We start from the raw sequence: 25,373 nt of genomic DNA, 5'->3' as shown, positions 1-25,373 counted from the left end.
ACTGTACTTTATTGTTCATAGTTGAACATTATTGGATTCCCACTATGCCATCCTTTGCGCTCAAGGTCACCCGGTCGGGTCTGTCCGGCCTCGGAAGGCTGTCTCCGCAGCTTGCCGGCAAGGCCGCGTTCCGGCTTTTCTGCTTGACGCCCTCGCGCCGTCCACGCGGCGCCAAGGCCAGGGCGGCACATATGGAGGGCAGGGAACGCCTTCTGATGGCGGAACAGGTCATGCTGCCGTTTCCGGGCGGCCGCGCAATGGCCTATCGCTTCAACGGCGGAGCGAAAGGCCCGCGAAAGCGCTATCTCGTGGTGCATGGTTGGGGCTCCAGCAGCGAATATTTGTCTGAGCTGACGGTGTTCCTTGCGGAAAGCGGAGCGGAAGTCATCTCGCTCGATCTTCCAGGCCACGGCCGTTCGGACGGACGGTTCCTCAACGTGCGTTTGGCCGTTTCCGCCATTGCCGCCACGTTTGCCCGCTTCGGCGGCTTCGATGCCGCCATTGGGCACTCCTTCGGCGGCGCATCGCTGGCGCTGGCGTGTGCGGGCTTTCTGCCGGATGTAGACGCGGTTGATCCGGGCAAATTGGTGTTGATCGGCGCGCCGAGCGCCATGGGATGGCTATTCAAGGATTTCGGGCGTTTGATGCGCCTTGGCCCTGCGGCACAGGCTGCCTTGGAGGACGAGGTTCGCCGGGTGACGGGCAGGACGCTTGCCTCCTATGATCAGAAACGCGGCATGCTCGATCCAGGCCGGCCCGTCCTCGTCATCCATGCCGAGGACGACAAGGAGGTGAGTGCCGATCACGCACGCGCCTATGCCGCCCAGGGAGAACATGTGCGTCTGTTATGGGCCAACGGCTTGGGGCATCGCCGTATCGTCGCCGCCGCTCCGGTGTTCGAGGCGGTCGACGCTTTTCTGTCGGAGACTGCGAACACGGAAAATCCACTCGAAAACGAAGACGGTACGGTGCTATCGTTTTACCGAACCCCGCAGCGTCGCTCCTCCTAGCAGAACGTGCGTCGCGCGGACTTTGGGCAAGTCGCTGAAAAACCGCGAGGCAGCATGCGTATCGTCACGTCAGTCGAGGAACTAAAAGAGCTCTATGGTGATGCCGGCGAGGCGTCGATCACCAAGATGACGAAGGTGCTGACGCCGCTCTATCGCCAGATGATCGAAGCCTCTCCGTTCATGGCGCTGGCAACGGTTGGGCCGGAAGGGCTTGATTGCTCACCGCGCGGTGACTTGAGTGGTGTCGTGCGCGTCGCGGACGAAAAGACGCTGCATCTCCCGGATTGGCGCGGCAACAACCGCGTCGATTCGCTTGCGAATATCGTGCGCGACCCGCGCATCGCGCTGATGTTTCTGGTTCCCGGATCGAATACGACGATGCGGCTCAACGGCCGAGCGGTCGTCTCCATCGAGCCGACCCTGCTGGGCAGCTTCGAGATGGATGGCAAGCATCCACGCTGCGTCGTCGTGATCACGATCGAGGAAGTGTATTTTCAGTGCGCACGAGCGGTGATGCGGGCCGAGCTGTGGAATGCGCAGCGGTTCGCCGATCCATCCAGTCTGCCGAGCCCGGGCATGATGCTCAAGGCGGCGAAAGGCGATTTCGATCAGGAAGCCTATGATCGCGAAGCGCCGGCGAGGGCTGCCAAGACTCTCTGGTAAGCCCGAGACGCCCCTGGTAAGCAAAGCCGCCGGCCTGCATGGGAAAGCAGGGCCGGCGGTTGGTTGGCTGCGCTTCTAGAGCATTTTCGCTTTTCTTCGAATCGCGAAAACGCTCTGTCATTTTGTTTTTACGCAATGCCGGACGGAAAACCGCTACGCACTTTTCCTGGAATTGCTCTAGTTCTTATAGATGAGCCAACTTTTGGTGAAGTCCTTCTGCATGCCTTCCTGGTAGATGCTGCAGCAGTTGCGGCCGGCATTCTTGGCACAATAGAGCGCCAGATCGGCCTTGTTGTATAGTTCGCCCGAATCGACGGCTTCCGAGGCCATGCAGGCGCCGAGCGATAGTGTGATCGGACCATAGTCAACGCGTGTTCGCGAGTTTTTGAACGGCGTCGTCTCGAGCGCACGGCGGATCCGCTCGCAGACAGTGGCGACTTCGTCGATATTGGTGGCTTCCAGAATGAGAGCGAACTCCTCCCCGCCGACGCGGGCCACGAAAACGTCGTGCCGGACGTTGGCGCGGATGATGGATGCGACGGTTGCCAGGATCTTGTCGCCGACCGGATGGCCGAACGTATCGTTGATCCGCTTGAAATGATCGATGTCGGCCAAAACCAGCGCTGTTGTCGGCCGGGTCAGCTTGTTGTCGAAGATGGAGGCCAGGCGATCCTCGAACGCGCGCCGATTGGCAAGCCGGGTCAGGGCATCGGTATTGGCAATGCGCTTGTATTCATCCAGCTCCTTGCGGACCTGATCCATTTCCTGGCTGCGCTGGACGACGTTCTCCACCGTTTTTTCGCCCTGCGCCATAGTATCGCCGGTCGCTACCGTCAGCATGTCGATGGCGCCACGAAGCAGCTCGGCGCTGTTGTGGCTTCTGGAGCTTATGTTCTCATAGGTCTCGCCAAGCAGGCGGTTATAGCTCTGGAGCGTGGCCTGCTCCTGCCGCAATGCGCGCAGGACCGTATCGAGCCCGATGGTCAGGCGGGCATGCGCATTATCGAAAACACGGCCTGCGTGATGCGGAAAGTACTTGGCTCCGATCGCATCCAGTTCCTCCTGGGTGGCGCTGTTGCCGAGTGCCGCCAGTTCACGCGTGAGAGCGGGATTGGAGCCGATATAGGCTTCATAGAAAAGCTCGTAATTGCGCGGAATAGGTGCGATGCCCATGGATCGCATGGCATAGGTAATCTGCCCTGCCACGTCGGGATTATGCGCCTTTGGCGCAATCGCCGTACTCATCGTGAGCTCCGTAACATGTATTGGTTAAATCCCATTTTTATTTATACGAAGAATCTTTGAAAAAATATTAAGGTCCTGATAGTGAGAAATTGTCGATCCGTAAAGTTTTATTCAAAAGTATTACAATTAAAGTATGTTTTTACATACGAAGGCGCTGGCAGCGCCTTCGTTCGATCTGGGCAATAATAGGCCGGAATATTACCCCAGGTTGAGTTCCTGGAAGAAGTCGTTACCCTTGTCGTCGATGACGATGAAGGCTGGGAAATCCTCCACCTCGATCTTCCAGACGGCTTCCATGCCAAGTTCCGGATATTCCAGAACATCAACTTTCTTGATGCAATCCTGAGCGAGGCGGGCGGCCGGGCCGCCGATCGAGCCGAGATAGAAACCGCCATGCGCCTTGCAGGCCTCGCGTACGGCGAGCGAGCGATTGCCCTTGGCGAGCATCACCATGGAGCCGCCGAAGGACTGGAACTGGTCGACATAGCTGTCCATGCGGCCGGCCGTCGTCGGGCCGAAGGAGCCGGAGGCGTAGCCGGCGGGCGTCTTGGCCGGGCCGGCGTAGTAAACCGGATGGTTCTTGAGGTAGTCCGGCATGCCCTGGCCCATTTCCAGGCGCTCGCGGATCTTCGCATGCGCCAGGTCGCGCGCCACGATGATCGTGCCGGTGAGAGAGAGGCGCGTTTTGACCGGATGCTGCGAGAGTTCGGCCAGAATATCCGCCATCGGCCGGTTGAGATCGATGCGCACCATCGATTCGGAGAGCTTTGCTTCGTCGATCTCAGGCATGTATTTGGAGGGATCGGTCTCGAGCTGTTCGATGAAGATGCCGTCGCGCGTGATCTTGCCCTTGGCCTGGCGGTCGGCGGAGCAGGAAACGCCGAGGCCGATCGGCAGCGAGGCGCCGTGGCGGGGCAGGCGGATGACGCGCACGTCGTGACAGAAATACTTGCCGCCGAACTGGGCGCCGACGCCGAGGCTCTGTGTCAGCTTATGGATTTCCTTTTCCATTTCGATATCCCGGAAGGCGTGCCCGTCTTCGGAGCCTTCCGTGGGAAGACAGTCCAGATACCGCGTCGAGGCGAGTTTGACCGTTTTGAGGTTCATCTCGGCCGACGTGCCGCCGATGACGATGGCGAGATGGTAGGGGGGACAGGCTGCCGTGCCGAGCGTCAGGATCTTCTCTTTCAGGAAATCCAGCATGCGGTCGCGTGTCAGAAGCGACGGCGTGCCCTGATAGAGGAAGGTCTTGTTGGCCGAGCCGCCGCCTTTTGCGACGAAGAGGAATTCGTAGGCGTCCGTGCCTTCCTCGTAGATATCGATCTGTGCGGGCAGATTGTTCTTGGTGTTCTTCTCTTCGAACATCTTGATCGGTGCGAGCTGGGAATAGCGCAGGTTCTTCTTTTCGTAGGCGTCGAGCACGCCTTTGGCGATCGCTGCGCTGTCGCCGCCTTCGGTCCAGACGCGGCGGCCTTTCTTGCCCATGATGATGGCGGTGCCGGTGTCCTGGCACATCGGAAGCACACCGCCGGCGGCGATATTGGCGTTCTTCAGCAGATCGTAAGCGACGAAGCGATCGTTATCGGTAGCTTCCGGGTCTTCGAGGATCGAGGCCAATTGTTTCAGGTGGCCAGGGCGCAGCAGGTGATTGATATCGGCGAAAGCCGTCTCAGCGAGCAGGCGGATGCCCTCGGGCTCGACGGTCAGGATTTCCTGGCCCTTGAAGGTGTCGACGGAAACGTAATCGCCGGAAATCTTGCGATAGGGAGTGGCGTCATCGCCGAGAGGAAATAGATCGTCAGCCATGTGGGAAACCTTTCAAGCCGGATTGGCGGGGAAGATGTTTGGAAACGATCTAAATCCGGCTTGAGGCAAAAGCAATTGCTTGGCTGCTATGTCGAAATTTCAAAATGGGAGTTTGTCGATGGCAATGGGGCGGATCAGCACTGGAAGCTCCCTCTCCCCGGCGGGGAGAAAGAGCATGCGGCGCCAACATGCCCCATATGCGATTCCTTTCCACTAGCGGGGTGAGGGCCAGACAGATCATTGCGTCGGCCGCGAACGTGCCTGACGATCCCGAGCGAAGAACTCACTTCGGCCCGATCATCGTCTCCGGCCGGACGATGGCATCATACTCTTCCGATGACACCAATCCGCTCGCCAGGGCTTCCTCCTTCAAGGTCGTGCCGTTCTTGTGCGCCGTCTTGGCGATCTTGGCGGCATTGTCGTAGCCGATCTTCGGGGCAAGCGCCGTCACCAGCATCAGGGAGCGTTCCAGACCTGCCTTGATATTGTCCTCGCGCGCCTCGATGCCGACGACGCAATTGTCCGTGAAGGAGACGGCGGCGTCGCCGAGCAGCTGTACTGACTGCAGGAAGTTGTATGCCATCATCGGGTTGTAGACGTTGAGCTCAAAATGGCCCTGGCTGCCGGCGAAGGTCAAAGCAGCATTGTTGCCGAAGACGTGAATGCAGACCTGCGTCAGCGCTTCGCACTGGGTCGGATTGACCTTGCCCGGCATGATCGACGAGCCCGGTTCGTTTTCCGGCAGCGCCAGTTCGCCGAGACCGGAGCGCGGGCCGGAGCCGAGCAGGCGGATGTCATTGGCGATCTTGAAGAGTGCGGCTGCCGCCGCGTTGATGGCGCCGTGGCTGAAGACCATCGAATCATGGGCGGCCAGCGCCTCGAATTTGTTCGGAGCGGTAACGAAGGGCAGGCCGGTGATCTCCGCGATTTCGTCGGCGACCTTCTCGGCAAAGCCGATCGGCGCATTGAGGCCGGTTCCGACCGCAGTGCCGCCTTGGGCGAGTTCGCAAAGACCCGGCAGCGTCAGCTCGATCCGCTTGATCGAGGAGGCGACCTGGGCGGCATAGCCGGAAAATTCCTGGCCGAGCGTCAGCGGCGTTGCATCCTGCGTGTGGGTGCGGCCGATCTTGATGATATGCGCAAAGTCGGCGACCTTCTTTTCCAGGGCCTCATGCAGGTGCCTGAGCGCCGGCAGCAGGTGATGAACGATCTGCTCGGCGCAGGCGATGTGCATGGCCGTCGGATAGGTGTCGTTCGACGACTGGCTCATGTTGACGTGATCGTTCGGATGCACCGGCTTCTTTGAGCCCATGACGCCGCCGAGCATCTCGATCGCGCGGTTGGAGATCACCTCGTTGGCGTTCATGTTCGACTGCGTGCCCGAGCCGGTCTGCCAGACGACCAGCGGAAAATGATCGTTGAGCTTGCCGTCGATGACTTCCTGCGTCGCGGCGACGATGGCCTTGCCGAGCCTCGTATCGAGCTGGCCGAGATCCATGTTGGCGCGCGCCGCCGCCTGCTTGACGATGCCGAGAGCGCGGACGACCGACAGCGGCTGCTTTTCCCAGCCGATCTTGAAATTGCCGAGGGAACGCTGCGCCTGCGCGCCCCAATAACGGTCGCTGGCGACCTCGATCGGGCCGAAGGTATCGGTTTCGGTGCGGGTGGACGTCATGTTACTGGTCCTGCTTTCCATTGAGACGGATAGCAGCCATATAGGGCCGAACGGCGCCTATGAAAACATCAAAGCGCTATTTCATGATCCTGTTGATCATGTTTTTCTCATGCTCCGGCGTGCCCTTTTTGACACGCTCCACATATATTCACAGAATTGCATTTTCCGACGCTTAAAAAGCCTGGGAAATTTCAATAAAAGATTAACCAATAATTTCATAATTTTGTGTGAACTGAGCCGCGGAAAACGCCGCTGCTTCGTAATGTGAAGTTGAGGCATTGAACGAAAGGCGGGTTTCGCCGTTTTCATTCTAGTGGATATACGATGTCTCACGACATCGCGGCCGAGTTGAAAACAGCCCCGCCAGGCTCGAAGTTATCGCACGATACAGGGACCCGATTAGAGAATGAAACTTGCCATCAAAGCCACAGCATCCGTCCTGGCTCTTTCCTGTTGCCTTTCCTCCATCGGCGTAACCTCCGCGAGCGCGATGACCCTCATGGATTTCATCCGTGGCGGTCAGGGACGCCAGCAGAGCACACAGGTTTCGGCGCCGGTTCCTGTCAACCCGATGCAGACGCTGGATGCCGATCAGCCTCCGCGGGCAAAACAGCCGCTGCCGACGGTCGATGCGCCGAAATACTATACCTACAAGGCAGATGCGATGCGTCTGGTTTCGACCGCGCATTTTGCCGATCCGATGGTGACAGGCGCGGTCGCCGATGCCTCTCCGACGCCGGTCGCGGTCGATACGGAGATTTCGCAGCGTCGGTATCTTTCCGATGCGCGCGTCATGGCGACGAATGATATCGCCAAGGCGATCGAATCCTATTACGCCGATCAGAGCAAACCCCTTCTCTGGGTTGCCGATCACGTTGTCAGCGACAAGGCGAAGGCCGCGATGGCGGTTCTTGCCGACGCCGGTTCCGTCGGCCTCGATCCCGCCGACTATGCGGTGACGCTGCCCGGCGACAATGCTGAAAATGCTGATCCGGTGATGCGTGATCGGGCTCTCATGCAGTTCGAGCTCACGCTCTCCAGCAAGGTGCTGATGTTCGTCCAGGATACGGTCCGCGGCCGTCTCGATCCGAACAAGCTCTCCGGCTATCACGATTTCAAGCGCAAGGACGTCAATCTGGCGGCAATGCTCGACGTGTTGCGTTCCAGCCCGGACGTTGCCTCCTATCTCAACAGCCGCAGCCCGTCCAACCAGCAGTTCCAGTTGTTGAAGACGGAGCTCGCAAAGCTGCGTGCCGAATCGGGAGCGGACGGCAGCCACATTTCCATTTCTTTGACCGGTATCCTGAAGCCAGGCGGTAATTCGCCGGAAATGGCCAATATCGTCAAGGCGATTGAGCATCGCGGCTCGGATGCGCTGAAGACTGCTCATGCCGATCTTTTCTCGGCCTATCTCGGCACACCTGACTACACGCCCGAACTGGTGTCGCTGGTCGAAGACTTCCAGAGGGAAAAGGGACTGACCGCTGACGGCGTGATCGGCCCGTCCTCCGTTCGCGCCATGGTGGGCGAGAACAACGATGCGAAGATCCAGAAGCTGGTCGTCGCGATGGAGCAGCTGCGCTGGCTGCCGGCGGAGCTCGGACCGCGCTACGTCTTCATCAACCAGCCGGCATTCATGGTCTATTACCACAATAATAACCAGGAACAGCTGTCGATGCGCGTCGTCGTCGGCAGCAAGCAGCACCAGACCTTCTTCTTCGAAAATCAAGTGCAGACGGTCGAGTTCAATCCTTTCTGGGGCGTTCCGCAGTCGATCATCATCAACGAGATGCTGCCGAAGCTGCGCTCCGATCCGAACTATCTCGATCGCATGGGCTATCAGGTCGAAGTCGGCGGCCAGGCCGTCGCATCGTCGAGCGTCGACTGGTACGGTTCGACGAAGAGCATCTCGGTTCGCCAGCCGCCGAGCAGCGACAACGCGCTGGGCGAGCTGAAGATCCTCTTCCCGAATTCGCATGCGATCTACATGCACGATACGCCGCAGAAGAGCTTCTTCAAGAAGGATATGCGCGCACTCAGCCATGGCTGCGTCCGCCTCGCTGATCCGCGCGCGATGGCAGCCGCCGTGCTGAACACCACGGTCGATGACGTCGCCAAGCAGATCGCAGCCGGCCAGAACAAGGCTGTTCCGGTGCCGCAGAAATTCCCGATCTATATCGCCTACTTCACCGCCTGGCCGAACAAGGACGGCGTCGTACAGTATTTCAACGACGTCTACGATCGCGACGCGGCAACGCTGAAGGCGCTCGATGCGACCTCAAAGGCGCGTACTGCTCAGATCTGAGATCAGTTCGATCACGAAACACAGAAGGGCGGCCCATCGGCCGCCCTTTGCATTAAGGGAATCTCTCAGGCCGCCAGCAGCCCTTCGACCAGTTCCGGCGTAAGCTCGTCGTAGTGATAGATGATGCGGTTCGGGCCGAGCGTTTCGATACCGACATCGGAATAGCCGAATGGGACGGCGATCGAGGGGACGCCGGCGTTGCGGGCAACGAGAATGTCATTGATGCTGTCGCCGATCATGATCGTGCGCGCGATGTCGCCGCCGGCGCGTTCGACCGTACCGATCAGGTGCTCGGCATTCGGCTTGCGCACGGTGAAGGTGTCTCCGCCGGTGATGGTCTCGAAATATTGGGTCAGTTCGAGCCGGTCGAGAAGCGTGCGCGCAAGCGATTCCATCTTGTTGGTGCAGACGGCAAGCTTGTAGCCTTTGTTCCTCAGCGTGGTAAGCGCGGCCAGGAGCCCGGGATAGGGCTGCGTGACGCCGGGCATCGTCTCGGAGTAATGGGTTATGAAGCGCTGGAGCAGAGCCGGCAATTCTTCCGACGTCAGCGCATAGCCGTGCAGTTTGCAAGCTCGCTCGATCATCACCTGCGCACCATTGCCGACGAGATGCGTCACGTCATCGTAGCTGACCGGCGGAAGATCGAGCGCGGCAATCGTATGGTTGAGGCTGACGATGAGGTCCGCATGCGTGTCCAGCAGCGTGCCGTCGAGATCGAATACGACAAGGGGAGATTTCACGAGGAATCGGCCTTTGCAGAGAAAAGAGTACGTCTTCGGAGTTAAAAGATCGCGCGGGCAATTGCAACTGAAGCACCCCGGAAGCCCGGGTGAGGAGGGGGCGGGGATTTCTATATCATGCCGTTATTTTGGCTTTCGTTTGGCTGGAGAGCCGTGTAAACAGCAGACCAACGTAACAATGGGAGCAGGTGGCGCATGGACGCCCGCCAGATGAAGATTGAGGCTGCGAGAGCCGCGCTCGCTCATGTCGAGAGCGGCATGCGGCTCGGGATCGGCACCGGCACCACGGCGGAGGAATTCGTTCGCCTGCTCGCCGAAAAGGTCGCGGCTGGCCTCTCGATCCAGGGCGTTCCGACCTCCGAAAGGACTGCCAAGCTCTGCAACGAGCTCGGCGTGCCGTTAAAATCGCTTGACGAGCTTCCGGAACTTGATCTGACCATCGATGGCGCCGACGAGCTGGATGGCGCGCTGACGCTGATCAAGGGCGGCGGCGGCGCACTGCTGCGCGAGAAGATCGTTGCTGCTTCCTCAGCCCGCATGATCGTCATCGCGGATCAAAGCAAGGTCGTCGAGACGCTCGGAGCCTTCCCGCTGCCGATCGAGGTCAATCCCTTCGGTCTCGTTTCCACTCGCATCCTCATCGAGAAGGCGGCCTCGCGTCTTGGGCTCTCGGGCGCGCTCAACATGCGCCGCTCCGGCGACAGCCTCTTTGTCACCGACGGGGGGCATTACATCGTCGATGCATCTTTCGGCCGTATTCCTGATGCAGAGGCGCTGTCGAGCGAGCTCTATTCGATTCCCGGCGTTGTCGAACACGGGCTCTTTATCCATATGGCGACATTAGCGATTATTGCCGGCCCTGCCGGTGCGCGTACGTTGCAGGCGAACAATACATAGGAGCACTCATCTCATGATCAAATTTGCGGGTCTTGGCCGTCTTGCCGCTGCAACCATCCTTTTTTCGGGCATTGCCTTCGGTTCCGTGAACGCTCAGGAAGTTTCCGAGGATCAGATCAAGGCTGCGCGCGCCGCGATCAATGCTCTGGGCATCACCAATCAGTTCGATAATATCCTGCCGAACCTGGCCGAGCAGCTGAAGAGCACGATGATCCAGGCAAACCCGAATTTCGGTGATGCGATCAACTCGACCGTCGATGCCACCGCTCTGGCGCTCGCTCCGCGTCGTGCCGATCTCGAGCGCGAAGCTGCCGTCACCTATGCCAAGGCCTTCTCGGCCGATGAACTGAAGGCGATTGCCGATTTCTACGGTTCGCCGGCCGGCAAGAAGCTTCTCAAGGATGGTCCGCTCGCCACCCGCGAGCTTTACAAGGCAGCCGACATCTGGAGCCAGGGCATTTCGCGCGATCTCGCAAAGCAGAGCAACGACGCTCTGCAGAAAGTCGTCAAACAGCCCGTCGCAGTGCCGGATGCCGGTGCCGCAGCAGCGCAGCCCGCGCCGAAGCAGTAAGCAGAAATTTCTTGCCTCGGCCATTTTCGGCGCGACGTCTCGCGTTTTCGGAATGATCGGTTGGCAGTTGCAAATTCAGAGCCCGGGCGAGATCCGGGCTTTTCTTTTTGTATCGCGGCTCCCTATATGAGTGCGAACCCCAATGACACTTTTGCGCATGTTCATTTCGACAGGAGCCACCGATGCCTTCGTTTGATTTCGACCTTTTCGTGATTGGCGGCGGTTCCGGCGGCGTGCGCAGCGCGCGTGTCGCGGCCTCACTTGGCAAGAAGGTCGGTATCGCCGAGGAATACCGCTACGGCGGCACCTGCGTCATTCGTGGCTGCGTGCCGAAGAAGCTGTTCGTCTATGCCTCGCAATATAGCGAGCATTTCGAGGATGCTGCCGGTTTCGGCTGGACGGTCGGCGAAAGCACATTCAACTGGAAGAAGCTGATCGAAGCGAAGGACAAGGAGATTGCTCGGCTGGAGGGACTTTATCGCAAGGGGCTCGACAATGCCAAGGCCGAGATCTTCGATACCCGCGCCGAGCTGGTGGACGCCCATACGATCAAGCTTTTGAAGACCGGCCAGACCGTCACCGCGGAAACCATCGTCATAGCCACCGGCGGCCGGCCGAACTTGCATACGGCGCTGCCGGGGCATGAGCTTTGCATCTCCTCCAATGAAGCTTTCCATTTGAAGGAACTGCCGAAGTCGATCTTGATCGCCGGCGGCGGCTATATCGCCGTCGAGTTCGCCAATATCTTCCATGGCCTCGGCGTCGAGACGACATTGATCTATCGCGGTGCTGAGATCCTCTCCCGCTTCGACCAGGACCTGCGCAAGGGCCTGCATGAGGCAATGGAGGAAAAGGGCATCCGCATTCTCTGCCACGATATCATCCAGAGCGTCGAGAAGACGGAAAATGGCCTAAGCGTCCGAACTAAGAATGATAAATCCCTGACGGTCGATACCGTCATGCTGGCGCTTGGCCGCACGCCGAATACCGAAAATCTGGGGCTTGAGGCAGCCGGCGTCGCAATCAACGAGCGGGGTGCCGTCGTCGTCGACGAATATTCGCGCACCTCTGTTGCAAACATCTATGCCCTCGGCGACGTCACTGATCGGGTACAATTGACGCCGGTCGCGATCCATGAGGCCATGTGCTTCATCGAGACCGTCTACAAGAACAATCCGACGCGGCCGGATCATGAGTTGATCCCGACCGCGGTCTTCTCGCAGCCGGAGATCGGCACGGTCGGACTGACCGAAGAAGAGGCGGCCAAGCGCTATCCGGAACTGGAAGTCTATCGCGCGCAGTTCCGGCCGATGAAGGCGACGCTTTCGGGCCGAGCCGAGAAGATGATCATGAAGCTGATTGTCAATGCCGCCGACCGCAAGGTGATCGGCGCCCATATCCTCGGCCACGATGCCGGCGAGATGGCGCAGCTTCTCGGCATTCCTGTGAAGGCCGGCTGCACCAAGGATGATTTCGATCGCACCATGGCCGTGCATCCGACAGCAGCGGAAGAATTGGTGACGATGTATTCGCCGAGCTATCGCATCCGCAACGGCCAGCGCGTGTAACGCGCCCGGCTGGCGGCAGGTTATCGGCTGCGCCACAAAAGATCAGCACAGTAGTTTGCCTGCCTATGCAAGGGGGCGGCAAAGGTTTATAAGCGCGCGTTATTTACGACGACGGGACGCCCGGCCAAGATCGGGCGCACAAGCAGGTGAGTGAGATGGCACAGAATTGGACACCGAACAGTTGGCGGCAGAAACCGATCCAGCAGGTGCCGGATTTTCCGGACAGGGCAGCGCTTGCAGACACGGAAGCGCAGCTTGCAAGCTATCCTCCGCTCGTTTTTGCCGGTGAAGCTCGTCGTCTGAAGGCACATCTTGCCAATGTTGCCGAGGGTAACGGTTTTCTGTTGCAGGGCGGCGATTGTGCCGAAAGCTTCGCGGAACACGGCGCCGATACGATCCGCGACTTCTTCCGCGCCTTCCTGCAGATGGCTGTCGTGCTGACGTTCGGCGCGCAGTTGCCGGTCGTCAAGGTCGGCCGCATTGCCGGCCAGTTCGCCAAGCCGCGGTCTTCGAACATCGAAACGCAGAACGGCGTCTCGCTGCCGAGCTATCGCGGTGACATCATCAACGGCATCGACTTCACCGAAGAGGCGCGCATTCCCAATCCGGAACGTCAGTTGATGGCTTACCGCCAGTCTGCCGCGACGTTGAACCTGCTGCGCGCTTTTGCCATGGGCGGCTACGCCAATCTCGAAAACGTGCAGAAATGGATGCTTGGTTTCGTCAAGGACAGTCCGCAGGGCGAGCGTTACCGCAAGCTTGCCGATCGCATCGGCGAGACCATGGATTTCATGAGAGCGATCGGCATCACCGCCGAGAGCAATGCGAGCCTGCGCGAGACCGATTTCTTCACCAGCCACGAGGCGCTGCTGCTTGGCTATGAAGAGGCCTTCACCCGCGTCGATTCCACGACCGGCGACTGGTATGCGACCTCGGGCCACATGCTCTGGATCGGTGACCGCACACGCCAGGCCGATCATGCGCATGTCGAGTATTTCCGCGGCATCAAGAACCCGATCGGCTTGAAGTGCGGTCCTTCGCTGCAGGCGGACGATCTCATCAACCTGATCGACATTCTCAACCCGCAGAACGAAGCCGGGCGTTTGACGCTGATCTGCCGTTTCGGCCATGACAAGGTTGCCGATAACCTGCCGCGCCTCATCCGCGCCGTCGAGCGCGAGGGCCGCAAGGTCGTCTGGTCATGCGACCCGATGCACGGCAACACGATCACGCTCAACAACTACAAGACGCGCCCGTTCGAGCGCATCCTGTCGGAAGTCGAAAGCTTCTTCCAGATCCATCGTGCCGAGGGCACGCATCCGGGCGGCATCCATATCGAGATGACCGGCAAGGACGTGACCGAATGCACGGGCGGCGCCCGCGCCGTCGGCGCCGAGGATCTGCAGGATCGCTACCACACGCATTGCGACCCGCGCCTCAATGCCGACCAGGCGCTCGAGCTTGCCTTCCTGCTCGCCGAGCGGATGAAGGGCGGCCGTGACGAAAAGCGCATGCGCGCGCACGGCTGAGCGAACGCAGAGCCAATATTCATCAGACGGGCCGGCCTACCGCCGGCCCGTCTGCTTTTGTGGCCGGCAGATCAATCCGGTTGAAAGACGCTTCATTTCTTTGAGATTGACCCGGTGATCATTCTCGGGAAGGCTCCTCGGAAAATGGGGAGCAACTATGACAGACGAACACAGCGGAGCCTGCCTTTGCGGCAGCGTGCGTTTCAGGACACGCGGCAAATTGCGTGAGGTGGTGGCCTGCCATTGCTCGCAGTGCCGCAAGCAGACCGGGCTCTATTACGCTGCGACCAACGTGCCAGTCGCCAACCTGACGATCGACGGGGAGGATGCGATTACCTGGTATCGCGCCAGCACATTCGCCCGCCGCGGTTTCTGCAGGACCTGCGGCTCGGCCCTGTTTTGGGCGGCGGATGGCGTCGACGAAATATCGATCATGGCAGGGCTGTTCGATCAGCCGAGCGACCTGAAGCTGACCTATCACATCTACTGCGGCGATAAGGGCGACTACTATGAGATCAGCGATGGATTGCCGCAGTATCGGCAGGGGCGACCCGGATTGCTGACGGCCGGCCCCTCCGATTGACCTCAGATTCCGCTTTTCTCGGCAACCAGCTTGCTCAGCCTGGCGATGTCTTCGCGCACGACCGCAAGCTCCGTCAGCACCTGCATATCGATCTTCTGGTGCAAGGATAGCACTTCCAATTCCGCCTTGAGATTGACCTCGTAGTCCTTGGCGGCTTCGAAGCGGTCGCGTTCGGCTTGGCGGTTCTGCGACATCATGATGATCGGCGCCTGGATGGCGGCGAGCATGGAGAGGACGAGATTCAGGAAGATGAAGGGGTAGGGGTCGAAGGCCCGTGTGGCGAGAAGAATGGTGTTGACGATGCACCAGAACACCAGGAACACCAAAAAGGTGACGATAAAAGACCAGGAGCCGCCGACACGGGCGATACCGTCCGCCAGACGCTGCCCAGTGGAGGCTTCCGCCGAGAGGGCCGCGTTGATGTCGGTGGATATGATTTTTCTTTCGTGCGCCTTCTTGAGAACGCGCTTCTCGATGTCGCCGAGCTCGTCGGCCGTCTTGTCGAAATGCAGATGAACGAAATTGGGCAAGTTATACATGGGATAGCTCCGACATCCTGGTGGCATTGAACGCAACTATTCGACCAAAGCGCAAAAATGCAATAATCGACGAGTTTCAAACATCACGCGGCGGTTTGCCGCCGTGCAGCCAGAGCGTTTGCTAGAGCAATTCCAGGAAAAGTGCGTAGCGGTTTTCCGTCCGGAATTGCGTAACAACAAAAGGATAGAGCGTTTTCGCGATTCGGAGAAAAGCGGAAAGGCTCTCGTCGCTCGGAGGTTCGGACCATCCGACCAGCCGCACCCAACCGTTCGCGCCGTCCGTGATGATGTCAGGTCTGCCAGCGCGGATTCAATGATCAATGCGATCAAAGTTTTCTCCGCAAGGCAGGCTCAGTATTTTTCCATGTAGAAACACGGCCTATGCGCGTTGCGTGATCTTTGATGCGTGCGGGCGGTGGAAGTCGGTTGCGGAAGGAAGATGCCATCGCTAAATGTATGGCATGACAGAGCAAAGCCCGATCACCCACACCATCCGCATCGCCGTCGCGCAGCTCAATCCGACGGTCGGTGACGTCTCCGGCAATCTCGCCAAGGCGCGTGAGGCACGCGCCGAGGCGGCACGCGAAGGCGCGCAGCTGCTATTGCTGACGGAATTGTTCATTTCCGGCTATCCGCCGGAAGATCTGGTGCTGAAGCCGGCCTTCATCCGCGCCTGCTGGAAGGCGGTCGAGAGCCTTGCTGCAGATACCGCCGATGGCGGCCCCGGCGTTGTCGTCGGCGTTCCGCGCCAGGACGCGATCGGCCGTTACAACTCCGTCGTTGTGCTCGATGGCGGCAAGATTATCTTCGTCAGGGACAAGGTCGATCTGCCAAACTATGGCGAGTTCGACGAAAAGCGGGTCTTCGACGAAGGCACTATCGCGGGGCCGGTCAATTTCCGGGGGGTTCGGATCGGCATCCCCATTTGCGAGGAGATCTGGAACGATCTCGGCATCTGCGAAACGCTGGCCGAAAGCGGGGCGGAAATCCTTCTGGTTCCGAACGGCTCGCCTTATTATCGCGGCAAGGTCGATGTCCGTCATCAGGTTGCACTCCGCCAGGTGATCGAGTCAGGTTTGCCGCTCATCTTTGCCGCCCAGGTCGGCGGGCAGGACGAGCTCGTTTTCGATGGCGCGAGCTTCGGCTTCAACGCCGACAAGTCGCTGGCGTTCCAGATGAGCCAGTTCGAAACCGCATTGGCGGTGACGACCTGGAAGAAGAATGGCGATGGCTGGCACTGCACAGAAGGCCCGATGGCCCATATTCCGGAAGGCGAGGAAGCCGATTATCGCGCCTGCCTGCTGGGTTTCCGCGACTATGTGAACAAGAACGGCTTCAAGTCGGTCGTGCTCGGCCTCTCCGGCGGCATCGACTCGGCGATCTGCGCTGCTATCGCTGTCGATGCACTGGGCGAGGAGCGCGTGCGCACCGTCATGCTGCCCTATCGCTATACGTCGCAGGATTCGCTGAAGGATGCGGCCGATTGCGCAAAGGCGCTCGGCTGCCGCTACGATATCGTGCCGATCGAGGATCCCGTCACCGGCTTCACCTCGGCTTTGTCCGATCTCTTCGAGGGTACCGAGAGCGGCATCACCGAGGAAAACCTGCAGAGCCGCGCCCGCGGCACTATCCTGATGGCGATCTCCAACAAGTTCGGCTCGATGGTGGTGACGACGGGCAACAAGTCGGAAATGTCGGTTGGCTATGCCACACTCTATGGCGACATGAACGGCGGCTTCAATCCGATCAAGGATCTCTACAAGATGCAGGTCTATGCGCTGTCGCGCTGGCGCAACCTGCATGTGCCGCCGGGTGCGCTCGGCCCATCAGGCGAGGTGATCCCTTATAACATCATCGACAAGGCGCCTTCCGCCGAATTGAGGCCGAACCAGACCGACCAGGATTCGCTTCCGCCCTATCCAGCGCTTGACGATATCCTTGAATGCTTGGTGGAAAAGGAAATGTCGGTCGAGGAGATCGTGGCGCGCGGCCATGATGTCGCGACCGTGCATCGTGTCGAACACTTGCTCTATCTCGCGGAATACAAGCGCCGCCAGTCGGCGCCGGGCGTGAAGATCACCAAGAAGAATTTCGGTCGCGACCGCCGCTATCCGATCACCAACCGGTTCCGCGATCGCTGATCGCACGCCGGCATAGGGAGGGAACGAATTGCGCAGCTCCGTCGAGATCTACAACATCCGTACCGGTGAAAACCGTGTTATCTGGCAAACGAACGAGCTTGTCGAAGCGCCGAACTATTCGCCCGACGGACGTTATCTGCTGCTGAACGGCGACGGATTGCTTTATCGATTGCCGCTGGATGGCAGCGGCGACGTTGCGCGCGTCGATACCGGCTTTGCGACGCAGTGCAACAACGATCATGGGATTTCGCCCGACGGATCGCTGATCGCAATTTCAGACAAAACCGAGCACGGCAAGTCCTGCATATATGTGCTGCCCGCCGAAGGCGGCACGCCAAGGCAGGTGACGACCAATCTGCCGTCCTACTGGCATGGTTGGTCGCCGGACGGGACGCGTTTTTCCTATTGCGGCATCCGCAACGACGTTTTCGATATCTATACGATCTCGATCGACGGCGGCGAAGAGACACGCCTGACGCATGGCGAAGGCCGCAATGACGGGCCGGATTTCTCCGCCGACGGGCAATGGATCTATTTTAATTCGAGCCGCACCGGATTGATGCAGATCTGGCGCATCCATCCCGACGGCACCGGCCTGCAGCAACTGACCGACGACAATTACGGCAACTGGTTTGCGCATCCTTCGCCGAAAAACGACAAGGTCGTCTTGATCTCCTACGATCCCGATGTCTTTGATCACCCGCGTGATCTCAATGTGCGAATGCGGCTGATGGACATGGATGGCGGCAATCTCACGACGCTGTTCGAGCTCTTCGGCGGGCAGGGATCCATCAATGTGCCGAACTGGTCACCGGATGGTGATTCCTTCGCCTATGTGCGATACGAGCCGGCCTGAGCTCTGGACAGGTTGCAACCGGCGCTATAGATCTGGATGCGTTCGCAGGGCGCATCCGATCCGCGGGAAGGGCAAAGCCCACCTGATGCATGTAGAATGAGACTGCCACACCTCTTTTCAGTCTGTGGGCGCGGATACCGGACGTAAATGGAAGGAGGTCTACCGTGACCACGCGCTCTTTGGCGAGCACAGCCACTCTCGATTCCCTGAAAAAGCAGGCCAAATCTTTCCTCAAAGCCGTACAAGCCGGTGATGCTTCGGCACTCGGCCGCGTTGCACCGTATTTTGCCGACATCTCTGGTATCGGGCTCCAGGACATTCAGATGGTTCTTGCCCGCGAATTCGGCTTTTTGAGCTGGACCAAACTCAAGGCGCATCTGGAGAACGGCGATCGAAAGCGCATTTCGCCTGATCAGCTCGCCAACCGCTTCCTGTCGTTGGCAACGGTTTCCTATTTTGCCAATATTCCGGCCGATCCCGCACGGTTCGATGAGGCGCTGGAGCTCCTGGAATCCAATCCGGAGATTGCAGGAGAAAGCATCCATGTCGCGGCCGCGCTCGGCGATGCCGACGGCATAGGTCGCTGGCTCGATCGGCAGCCGCAGCTTCTCGACCGCAAGGGTGGGCCGCATGATCTAACGCCGCTGATGTATGCAGCCTTTGCCCGCGTGCCGGGTCATTCCAGTTTGCCGGCGGCCCGGGAGCTTGTCAGGCGCGGGGCTGACGTCAACGCTTTTTTCCTCGATGGCGGACAGTACCGGTTCACCGTGTTGACGGGCGTCTTCGGCGAGGGTGAGGCAGGAAAAGTCCGCCAGCCGCCGCATCCGGAATGCGAGGCATTCGCGCGGCTGCTGCTTGAGGCTGGCGCCGAAGCCAATGACAGCCAGGCGCTCTACAACCGCATGTTCGAGCCGGACAATACCTGCCTGAAACTGCTGCTGGAATACGGCTTGTCGGCGACGGATACCAACAATTGGCTGGTGCGCGAGGACGGCAAGTTTGTTGCGAACTCGCAGACCGTTTTCGATTATCAGCTCGCATGGGCGCTGGAGCATCGCATGGGCGACCGGGTGCGCCTGCTGGTGGAAAATGGTGCTGATGTTCACAAGCCTGTCAATGGGAGAACGCCCTACGAATGGGCGCGCCTAGGTAATGACAAGGGTCTCACATTGTATCTCGTTCAGCAGGGAGCTGTAGCGGTTCGTCTGAAAGACGAGGATCAGGTCTATATCCAAATACGTCAGAAGCCTCGAAAAAAGGCGATCGCTCCGGCGGTAGCCAGCAAGCACATGGCGTCATTCATTAAACACATAAAGAGACTTGCGGGCGATGGTGATATCGCGGCGTCGATGCGTAAGGCTCATCCGGCCATGTTCCACGACGCTGCCGGGGAAAACGACTTGGAGGCCGTGCGCCGCATGCTGGCTTTGGGCTTCGACGTCAACGCGATGACGAGCCGCACACCGCTGCATGAGGCGGCGCTGCATGGCCATATGGAAATGGCGAGACTGCTGATCGCGCATGGAGCCGATACCACCATTCGCGACCCCCACTTTTACGGGCCGCCAATCGGTTGGGCAGACTACAATGGCAAGCTGGACATGGTCGAGTTTCTGAAGACCTATCCGCTCGATATCTTCGCGGCTGCTGCCTTCGGGCAACTCGATCAGCTGGCCGAACATCTCGCCAAACACCCCGAACTGAGAGATCTCCACTTTGGTGATTTCCACCCTCACGGCCAACCTTTCGACCGCGATTGGATGACGCCTCTCGGCTTTGCCATCGTCAATAGGCGCGCCGATGCCGTGCGCCTCCTACTGGAGCGCGGCGCGGATCGGTCGGTCAGGGATGCATCCGGACGGTCCTATCGCGATCTCTCGGAGGAAGAAGGAGACGACACTATCATTTCGCTTTTACGTCAGCGCGGAAGTGCTTGAAAATCAACAGACGAAGCGGTCGGGCGCCCACTCGAAACACCCGGCTGCTTATTGCGCCGGCTGGGGGCCGGCTGCTTTCGGATGCCTCAGGTCTATGCTGCCCTGGTCGGTCGCGAGAAATTGCGGCCCGACCTGGCGGACCTTTTTTTCGGACGGATCGTAGGGCCGGTCCGGCGGAAACTGCTGTGGCGCGGCTTGCGTCACGACAGGCGCTTTTGCTGCCGGGGCCTGTTTCTGCTCCAGGCTGGAGTTCTTCTGGAGTCTCGGCGTTTCGATGACGGTGATGGAGCTATCGGGCCGCGCCAGGGATTGCTGATCCGGCGCATAGGCATCCAGTTTCGTGTGGGTATCGATGACGATATCCGGCGTTGCCGAAGCTGGCAGGCTGCAGCCGTTCCGCTGCATCGCGTCCAGCAATTGCCGGCGCTGCATGGCGGCGGCGTCGATGCGGCCAACGCTTTCCTCGCGCTGATCCATCAGCGTGGCGAGATCGTCACGCATCTGGTCCAAGGACATTCGCATGTCGTCGCAGGCGCCCTGATTGTCTTCGCCGCCGAACGGCGCGTCATCATTCTCAACGCAGCCCTGCCTGCGCAGATCGCTCATCGTCCGGCGGATCATCAGGTTCTGCTGCACGATGGCGCGCGAGAGCTGGCGTGTTTCCTGGCTCGCGCCGGTCACCTCATCGATGTCTATATAGCGGCCGCGCAATTCGTCGCAGAAATTCGCCTGCGCGAGGCTCGGTGTGGCCGTCAGCAGGGACAGCAGGGCAAAGGAAACTAGATGGGTGCCGCGATTCACGGTTCTGCTCTCGAAAGCGGTTTTAAGTCGCTGAAGATTACACGCTGTAGCTTAACAACGTATCCATGAAAACGCATGGATTTCGAGAGGATTTTCATGAAATTGCAGCTCGCAGCCATCCGACGACGGCTGCGAGAATTTTACCTAGACGAGCTGGGATGCTTCGACCACGGCCAGAGCCGCCATGTTGACCACGCCGCGGGAGGTGACCGAAGGCGAGAGAATGTGGGCTGGAAGCGCGGTGCCGAGCAGGATCGGGCCGACATGCAGGCCGTCTGTCATGGTCTTGACCACGCCGAGCGTGATGTTGGCGGCATCGAGGTTCGGGAAGACGAGCAGATTGGCTTCGCCGGAAAGCGCGCTGTCCGGCATGACATGGCGGCGCAGGCTTTCGGAGATGGCGCTGTCGCCATGCATTTCGCCGTCGACTTCCAGTTCCGGCGCGGCCGCGCGAACCAGCGCCAGCGCATCGCGCATCTTGGTGGCGCTTTCCGATTCCCGCGAGCCGAAGTTGGAATGCGAAACGAGAGCGGCACGCGGCTCGATGCCGAAGCGCTTGATTTCTTCTGCTGCCAGGACGGCCGATTCCGCGATTTCCTCGGCGGTCGGATTAAACGTCACGTAGGTATCGGTGTAGAAGGTGGCGCCGCGCTGCGAGATGAGCAGGCTCAGTGCCGAAAAATCCCGAACGTCCGGCCGCTTGCCGATGATCTGGCGGACGATGCGCAGATGGCGCTCATAACGGCCTTCCAGGCCGCAGATCAGCGCGTCGGCTTCGCCGCGCTTCAGGGCAAGCGCACCGATCACGGTCGCGTTGGTGCGGACGATCGTGCGCGCAGCCTCGGGGATGACGCCTGCGCGGCCGACGAGCGAGAAATAGAGATCGACATATTCGCGGAAGCGCGGATCGTCTTCCGGATTGATGACGGCAAAATCGGTATGCGGGCGGATCTTCAGGCCGTAGCGCTTCAGGCGGGTTTCGATGACCGACGGGCGGCCAATGAGGATCGGGACGGCAGTGCCTTCCTCGAGCAGGACCTGGGCGGCGCGCAGCACGCGCTCATCTTCGCCTTCGGAAAAGACGACGCGCTTGCGTTCCGCGATCTTCGCGGCTGCGAAGATCGGCTTCATGATGAAGCCTGAACGGAAGACGAAGCGGTTGAGCTCGTCCATATAGGCGTCGAAATCGGTGATCGGGCGCAGTGCCACGCCACTGTCGGCGGCGGCCTTCGCCACAGCCGGCGCGATGCGCAGGATGAGGCGGGGATCGAAGGGCGAGGGGATCAGGTAGTTCGGCCCGAAGACCAACGTTTCACCGGTATAGGCTCGCGCCGCGACATCGGAAGGCTCTTCGCGGGCGAGAGCGGCGATGGCGCGCACGGCGGCCATCTTCATCTCTTCGTTGATCGTCTTGGCGCCGCAATCGAGCGCGCCGCGGAAGATATAGGGGAAGCAGAGAACATTATTGACCTGGTTCGGGAAATCCGAACGGCCGGTGCAGATCATCGCGTCCGGGCGGGCAGCGCGGGCAAGATCCGGCATGATTTCCGGCGTCGGGTTGGCGAGCGCCATGATCAGCGGCTTTTCCGCCATCTGCTCGAGAAGCTCTGGCTTCAGCACGCCGGCTGCGGACAGGCCGAGGAAGACATCGGCGCCGGGAATGGATTCGGCGAGCACGCGCTTGTCGCTATCCTGTGCATAGACCGACTTCCACTCGTCCATCAGGACGTTACGCTCCTTGTAGACCAGGCCCTCGATATCGTGGACCCAAATGTTCTCGCGCCTGGCGCCGAGTATCACCAGCAGGTTGAGGCAGGCGAGGGCGGCGGCACCCGCGCCTGAGGCGACGATCTTGACCTCTTCGATCTTCTTGCCGGCCAACTCCAGCCCGTTGAGGATGGCGGCGGCGACGATGATGGCCGTGCCGTGCTGATCGTCGTGAAAGACCGGAATTTCCATCTTCTCGCGCAGGCGGCGCTCGACGTCGAAGCATTCCGGCGCCTTGATGTCTTCGAGATTGATGCCGCCGAAGGTCGGCTCGAGCGCTGAAATCGTGTTGACCATCTCATCGACGGTCGGGGCTGCAATTTCGATATCGAAGACGTCGATGCCGGCGAATTTCTTGAAGAGAACGGCCTTGCCTTCCATGACCGGCTTGGACGCGAGCGGGCCGATATTGCCGAGACCGAGCACCGCGGTGCCGTTCGAGATCACGGCCACGAGATTGGCGCGGGACGTATAGTCTGCGGCCATCTCGGGATTGTCGCGGATGGCGATGCAGGGGGCGGCGACGCCGGGAGAATAGGCAAGCGCCAGATCACGCTGGTTGCCCAGCGGCTTTGTGGCTTGAATTTCAAGTTTGCCGGGGCGGGGATAGCGATGGAAATAAAGCGCCTGATCGTCGAAATTGCCGCTCGGCATGTTCTTGGCTGCTTTCGAAGTGTCGTTCGTATCCAACTCGCGTCTCCATTCCTGCCTGCGCTAGAGTCCCCTCCATACATCAATCGCTTCGCCTTCACAGTATGCAATTGTTGCTCCCGCGCGTTTTTGTCGTGGCAAAGCATGGATTGCCGGTTCCGCGCCCCTTCGCGCTTGCATTGCCGCAGGTCGCGCCACGGCAGCCGCGTCATCAGGAGTTCACTGCGACGACCTATGACGTTCTCACGCGGAGATTTCCTCATGACTTTGATTGCTTCCCATCGCGGTGGCGCCCATCTGTGGCCCGAGAACACCAGGCTCGCCTTTTCGGAGACCGCCAAGCTCGACGTCGATCTTGGCGAATTCGACGTCCACCAGACCAGGGACGGCAAGCTCGTCGTTCACCACGACGCGCTGATCGACCGGATGACAGACGGTAAGGGTGCGATTGCCGATTTCAGCTACGAGGAGCTGATGCGCCATATCGTGATTGGAAGCGGCGGCGAAACCATTCCAACGCTGATGGAAACCATCGATATCTTTGGACCGTCCGCTGTCGACCTCCGGCTGGAGATCAAGACCAAGGCGGACGGCTCGCCCTATGAGGGCATGGAACCCCGCATTGTCGATGAGCTGCTGGCGACGGGCATGCTGACGCGCACGATGGTGACGAGCTTCGCTTTACCGCGCCTGGAGGCCTTCGGCCTCGCGCTCGACGAACGCGGCCTGAATGTCGGAGAACTGCTCGGCTTCATCTTGCTCTGTTCGCCCCAGGCTGCCGCGCAACTCGGCTGGAATGGGATCATGGCGGCTTTGCGCAGCGCCGGGCTGCGGGAGATCGCAGTCCGCGCCGATGCGTTGGACGCGGAGATCATGGAGTTCTTCCGCAAGGGCGGCGTGAGAGTGCATGGATGGGCCGCGCACACGGAGGAGGCGGCGCGAGCCATGTTTCGCCTCGGTGTCGCCAGTTTTACAAGCGACCGTCCGGACCTCGCAATCGCGGCCAGACGCGGCTGATCCGGCCCAAAGAGGCGGCAGACACAGGGTTTGTCATCTTCCTGAAACACGAGTCTGGTTTTGGAATAGCTAAGGTAGATAGGGCACGGACATTAAAGTTCGTGAATGAAAACATGGACACCCGGCGATTCCGAACACTGTTCATTTCTGACGTGCACCTGGGCTCGAAGGCCGCCAAGGCGGACTACCTGCTCGACTTTCTCCGTCACCACGAGGCCGATACCATCTTCCTGGTCGGCGACATCGTCGACGGCTGGCGCCTCAAGCGCAACTGGTACTGGCCGCAGGATTGTAACGACGTCGTGCAAAAGCTCCTGCGAAAGGCGCGCAAGGGCACGCGGATCGTCTACATTCCCGGCAATCACGACGAATTTCTGCGTGATTTCCCCGGCATGCATTTCGGCGGTATCGAGGTGGCGCAGCGCGCCATGCATGAAGCGGCCGACGGCAAGAAGTATCTCATCCTGCATGGCGACGAATTCGACGTCGTCGTGCGCAATGCCCGCCTGCTCGCCTATCTCGGCGACTGGGCCTATGACATGGCCATTCTGATCAATGTCGGTCTTGCCGCGGTGCGCCGCCGCCTGAACATGCCATACTGGTCGTTCTCGGCCTGGGCGAAGCTGCAGGTCAAGCATGCCGTCAACTTCATCGGCGAGTTCCAGCGTGTCGTCGCCGAGGAAGCCAAGCGCAACGATGCCGACGGGGTCATCTGCGGTCATATCCACCATGCCGTCATCGAGGATCTCGACGGCGTGCGCTATATCAATACCGGCGACTGGGTGGAAAGCTGCACGGCGATCGCCGAGCATGAGGACGGCACGTTCGAACTCATCACTTGGCGGAGCATTCTCGAAACGCAGCCGGTCGGCTCGCCAGTCGAGGAAATGCCACAGCCGCTCGGCGCTCAGGCGGCCTGAGTCCCATCTTTTCACGGGCTTGATAATGGCCTGTCATAATTATTGATCGTCTTAGAGCCGCCGAGGCTTCGGATTTATCCGAAACGTTACGGTTTTGGCCATTTCTCGCCATAGTCGTATTCTCGATAGCATGATAGGGACAAATCAGTTCC

The 25,373-nt window shown here is 59.8% G+C and carries 20 protein-coding genes; 13 read left to right on the top strand and 7 right to left on the bottom strand.

From position 1 onward, the window contains the following. Positions 1-44: 44 nt before the first annotated feature. Together FP026_RS19930 and FP026_RS19925 are read left to right on the top strand one after the other, a co-directional pair. The gene (locus FP026_RS19930; RefSeq protein WP_149636342.1) at positions 45-1,010 is read left to right on the top strand and encodes an alpha/beta hydrolase; all 966 of its coding nucleotides are present in this window, start codon (positions 45-47) and stop codon (positions 1,008-1,010) included. A gap of 54 nt (positions 1,011-1,064) precedes the next feature. Beyond that, positions 1,065-1,673: a pyridoxamine 5'-phosphate oxidase family protein gene (locus tag FP026_RS19925; protein ID WP_149636341.1), complete on the top strand. Its 609-nt coding sequence runs from the start codon at positions 1,065-1,067 to the stop codon at positions 1,671-1,673. Positions 1,674-1,850: 177 nt separating this feature from the next. Here the strand turns inward: FP026_RS19925 and FP026_RS19920 are convergent, their stop codons facing one another. The 3 genes from FP026_RS19920 to fumC form a co-directional block, all read right to left on the bottom strand. Next, a complete protein-coding gene (locus FP026_RS19920; RefSeq protein WP_149636340.1) occupies positions 1,851-2,918 on the bottom strand; it encodes a GGDEF domain-containing protein in 1,068 nt (355 codons plus the stop codon). 198 nt (positions 2,919-3,116) lie between these two features. Then, complete coding sequence (locus FP026_RS19915; RefSeq protein ID WP_149636339.1) at positions 3,117-4,724, bottom strand: fumarate hydratase; 1,608 nt, start codon at positions 4,722-4,724, stop codon at positions 3,117-3,119. Positions 4,725-5,007: 283 nt separating this feature from the next. After that, a complete protein-coding gene (gene fumC, locus FP026_RS19910; protein WP_149636338.1) occupies positions 5,008-6,399 on the bottom strand; it encodes a class II fumarate hydratase in 1,392 nt (463 codons plus the stop codon). Positions 6,400-6,805: 406 nt separating this feature from the next. Between fumC and FP026_RS19905 the strand changes: the two genes are divergently transcribed. Further along, the gene (locus FP026_RS19905; protein WP_149636337.1) at positions 6,806-8,704 is read left to right on the top strand and encodes a L,D-transpeptidase family protein; all 1,899 of its coding nucleotides are present in this window, start codon (positions 6,806-6,808) and stop codon (positions 8,702-8,704) included. Between the two features lie 65 nt (positions 8,705-8,769). On the opposite strand, the gene FP026_RS19900 is transcribed toward FP026_RS19905, so the two are convergent. Further along, on the bottom strand, positions 8,770-9,444 hold the full coding sequence (locus FP026_RS19900) for an HAD family hydrolase (protein ID WP_149636336.1): 675 nt from the start codon (positions 9,442-9,444) through the stop codon (positions 8,770-8,772). Positions 9,445-9,639: 195 nt separating this feature from the next. Here FP026_RS19900 and rpiA point away from each other — a divergent pair, with 195 nt between their 5' ends. From rpiA to FP026_RS19875, 5 genes are all read left to right on the top strand, one after another. Continuing rightward, positions 9,640-10,341: a ribose-5-phosphate isomerase RpiA gene (rpiA, locus tag FP026_RS19895; RefSeq protein ID WP_149636335.1), complete on the top strand. Its 702-nt coding sequence runs from the start codon at positions 9,640-9,642 to the stop codon at positions 10,339-10,341. A gap of 13 nt (positions 10,342-10,354) precedes the next feature. After that, positions 10,355-10,912, top strand: coding sequence for a DUF2059 domain-containing protein (locus FP026_RS19890; protein ID WP_149636334.1), 558 nt, complete (start codon positions 10,355-10,357; stop codon positions 10,910-10,912). Positions 10,913-11,094: 182 nt separating this feature from the next. After that, complete coding sequence (gene gor / locus FP026_RS19885) at positions 11,095-12,480, top strand: glutathione-disulfide reductase (protein WP_149636333.1); 1,386 nt, start codon at positions 11,095-11,097, stop codon at positions 12,478-12,480. A 155-nt stretch (positions 12,481-12,635) separates the two neighbouring features. Beyond that, entirely contained in the window at positions 12,636-14,009 is a 1,374-nt protein-coding gene (locus FP026_RS19880) for a class II 3-deoxy-7-phosphoheptulonate synthase (protein ID WP_149636332.1), read from the top strand. 157 nt (positions 14,010-14,166) lie between these two features. Then, positions 14,167-14,592, top strand: coding sequence for a GFA family protein (locus FP026_RS19875; protein ID WP_149636331.1), 426 nt, complete (start codon positions 14,167-14,169; stop codon positions 14,590-14,592). A gap of 2 nt (positions 14,593-14,594) precedes the next feature. Here the strand turns inward: FP026_RS19875 and FP026_RS19870 are convergent, their stop codons facing one another. Further along, a complete protein-coding gene (locus FP026_RS19870; protein WP_149636330.1) occupies positions 14,595-15,131 on the bottom strand; it encodes a DUF1003 domain-containing protein in 537 nt (178 codons plus the stop codon). 461 nt (positions 15,132-15,592) lie between these two features. Between FP026_RS19870 and FP026_RS19865 the strand changes: the two genes are divergently transcribed. The 3 genes from FP026_RS19865 to FP026_RS19855 all read left to right on the top strand — a co-directional run bounded on the left by FP026_RS19865 (position 15,593) and on the right by FP026_RS19855 (position 20,065). Beyond that, complete coding sequence (locus FP026_RS19865; protein ID WP_149636329.1) at positions 15,593-17,272, top strand: NAD+ synthase; 1,680 nt, start codon at positions 15,593-15,595, stop codon at positions 17,270-17,272. A gap of 28 nt (positions 17,273-17,300) precedes the next feature. Then, positions 17,301-18,128 (top strand): TolB family protein, encoded by an 828-nt coding sequence (locus FP026_RS19860; RefSeq protein WP_149636328.1) that lies wholly within the window; start codon positions 17,301-17,303, stop codon positions 18,126-18,128. Positions 18,129-18,292: 164 nt separating this feature from the next. Next, the gene (locus tag FP026_RS19855) at positions 18,293-20,065 is read left to right on the top strand and encodes an ankyrin repeat domain-containing protein (protein ID WP_149636327.1); all 1,773 of its coding nucleotides are present in this window, start codon (positions 18,293-18,295) and stop codon (positions 20,063-20,065) included. A 48-nt stretch (positions 20,066-20,113) separates the two neighbouring features. On the opposite strand, the gene FP026_RS19850 is transcribed toward FP026_RS19855, so the two are convergent. Next, a complete protein-coding gene (locus FP026_RS19850) occupies positions 20,114-20,866 on the bottom strand; it encodes a hypothetical protein (RefSeq protein ID WP_149636326.1) in 753 nt (250 codons plus the stop codon). Between the two features lie 144 nt (positions 20,867-21,010). Then, on the bottom strand, positions 21,011-23,287 hold the full coding sequence (locus tag FP026_RS19845; protein ID WP_149636521.1) for an NADP-dependent malic enzyme: 2,277 nt from the start codon (positions 23,285-23,287) through the stop codon (positions 21,011-21,013). 258 nt (positions 23,288-23,545) lie between these two features. On the opposite strand from FP026_RS19845, the gene FP026_RS19840 reads away from it, so the two are divergent. Both FP026_RS19840 and FP026_RS19835 read left to right on the top strand, forming a co-directional pair. Then, positions 23,546-24,301 carry a glycerophosphodiester phosphodiesterase gene (locus tag FP026_RS19840; RefSeq protein ID WP_188112636.1) on the top strand — a complete coding sequence of 252 codons (756 nt, stop codon included), beginning with the start codon at positions 23,546-23,548 and terminating at the stop codon, positions 24,299-24,301. Positions 24,302-24,414: 113 nt separating this feature from the next. Then, positions 24,415-25,221 carry a UDP-2,3-diacylglucosamine diphosphatase gene (locus FP026_RS19835; RefSeq protein WP_149636324.1) on the top strand — a complete coding sequence of 269 codons (807 nt, stop codon included), beginning with the start codon at positions 24,415-24,417 and terminating at the stop codon, positions 25,219-25,221. The last annotated feature ends 152 nt before the right edge of the window (positions 25,222-25,373 follow it).

It is taken from the genome of Martinezella tropici, assembly GCF_008370325.1.
GTDB lineage: Bacteria > Pseudomonadota > Alphaproteobacteria > Rhizobiales > Rhizobiaceae > Rhizobium > Rhizobium tropici_B.
This window is presented reverse-complemented; position numbering and strand designations above follow the sequence as displayed.

Coding starts and splice junctions, on each gene's coding strand:
- FP026_RS19930 (WP_149636342.1), top strand. CDS start 45: ATGCCATCCTTTGCGCTCAAGGTCACCCGGTCGGGTCTGTCCGGCCTC.
- FP026_RS19925 (WP_149636341.1), top strand. CDS start 1,065: ATGCGTATCGTCACGTCAGTCGAGGAACTAAAAGAGCTCTATGGTGAT.
- FP026_RS19920 (WP_149636340.1), bottom strand. CDS start 2,918: ATGAGTACGGCGATTGCGCCAAAGGCGCATAATCCCGACGTGGCAGGG.
- FP026_RS19915 (WP_149636339.1), bottom strand. CDS start 4,724: ATGGCTGACGATCTATTTCCTCTCGGCGATGACGCCACTCCCTATCGC.
- fumC (WP_149636338.1), bottom strand. CDS start 6,399: ATGACGTCCACCCGCACCGAAACCGATACCTTCGGCCCGATCGAGGTC.
- FP026_RS19905 (WP_149636337.1), top strand. CDS start 6,806: ATGAAACTTGCCATCAAAGCCACAGCATCCGTCCTGGCTCTTTCCTGT.
- rpiA (WP_149636335.1), top strand. CDS start 9,640: ATGGACGCCCGCCAGATGAAGATTGAGGCTGCGAGAGCCGCGCTCGCT.
- FP026_RS19890 (WP_149636334.1), top strand. CDS start 10,355: ATGATCAAATTTGCGGGTCTTGGCCGTCTTGCCGCTGCAACCATCCTT.
- gor (WP_149636333.1), top strand. CDS start 11,095: ATGCCTTCGTTTGATTTCGACCTTTTCGTGATTGGCGGCGGTTCCGGC.
- FP026_RS19880 (WP_149636332.1), top strand. CDS start 12,636: ATGGCACAGAATTGGACACCGAACAGTTGGCGGCAGAAACCGATCCAG.
- FP026_RS19875 (WP_149636331.1), top strand. CDS start 14,167: ATGACAGACGAACACAGCGGAGCCTGCCTTTGCGGCAGCGTGCGTTTC.
- FP026_RS19870 (WP_149636330.1), bottom strand. CDS start 15,131: ATGTATAACTTGCCCAATTTCGTTCATCTGCATTTCGACAAGACGGCC.
- FP026_RS19865 (WP_149636329.1), top strand. CDS start 15,593: ATGACAGAGCAAAGCCCGATCACCCACACCATCCGCATCGCCGTCGCG.
- FP026_RS19845 (WP_149636521.1), bottom strand. CDS start 23,287: ATGCCGAGCGGCAATTTCGACGATCAGGCGCTTTATTTCCATCGCTAT.
- FP026_RS19840 (WP_188112636.1), top strand. CDS start 23,546: ATGACTTTGATTGCTTCCCATCGCGGTGGCGCCCATCTGTGGCCCGAG.
- FP026_RS19835 (WP_149636324.1), top strand. CDS start 24,415: ATGGACACCCGGCGATTCCGAACACTGTTCATTTCTGACGTGCACCTG.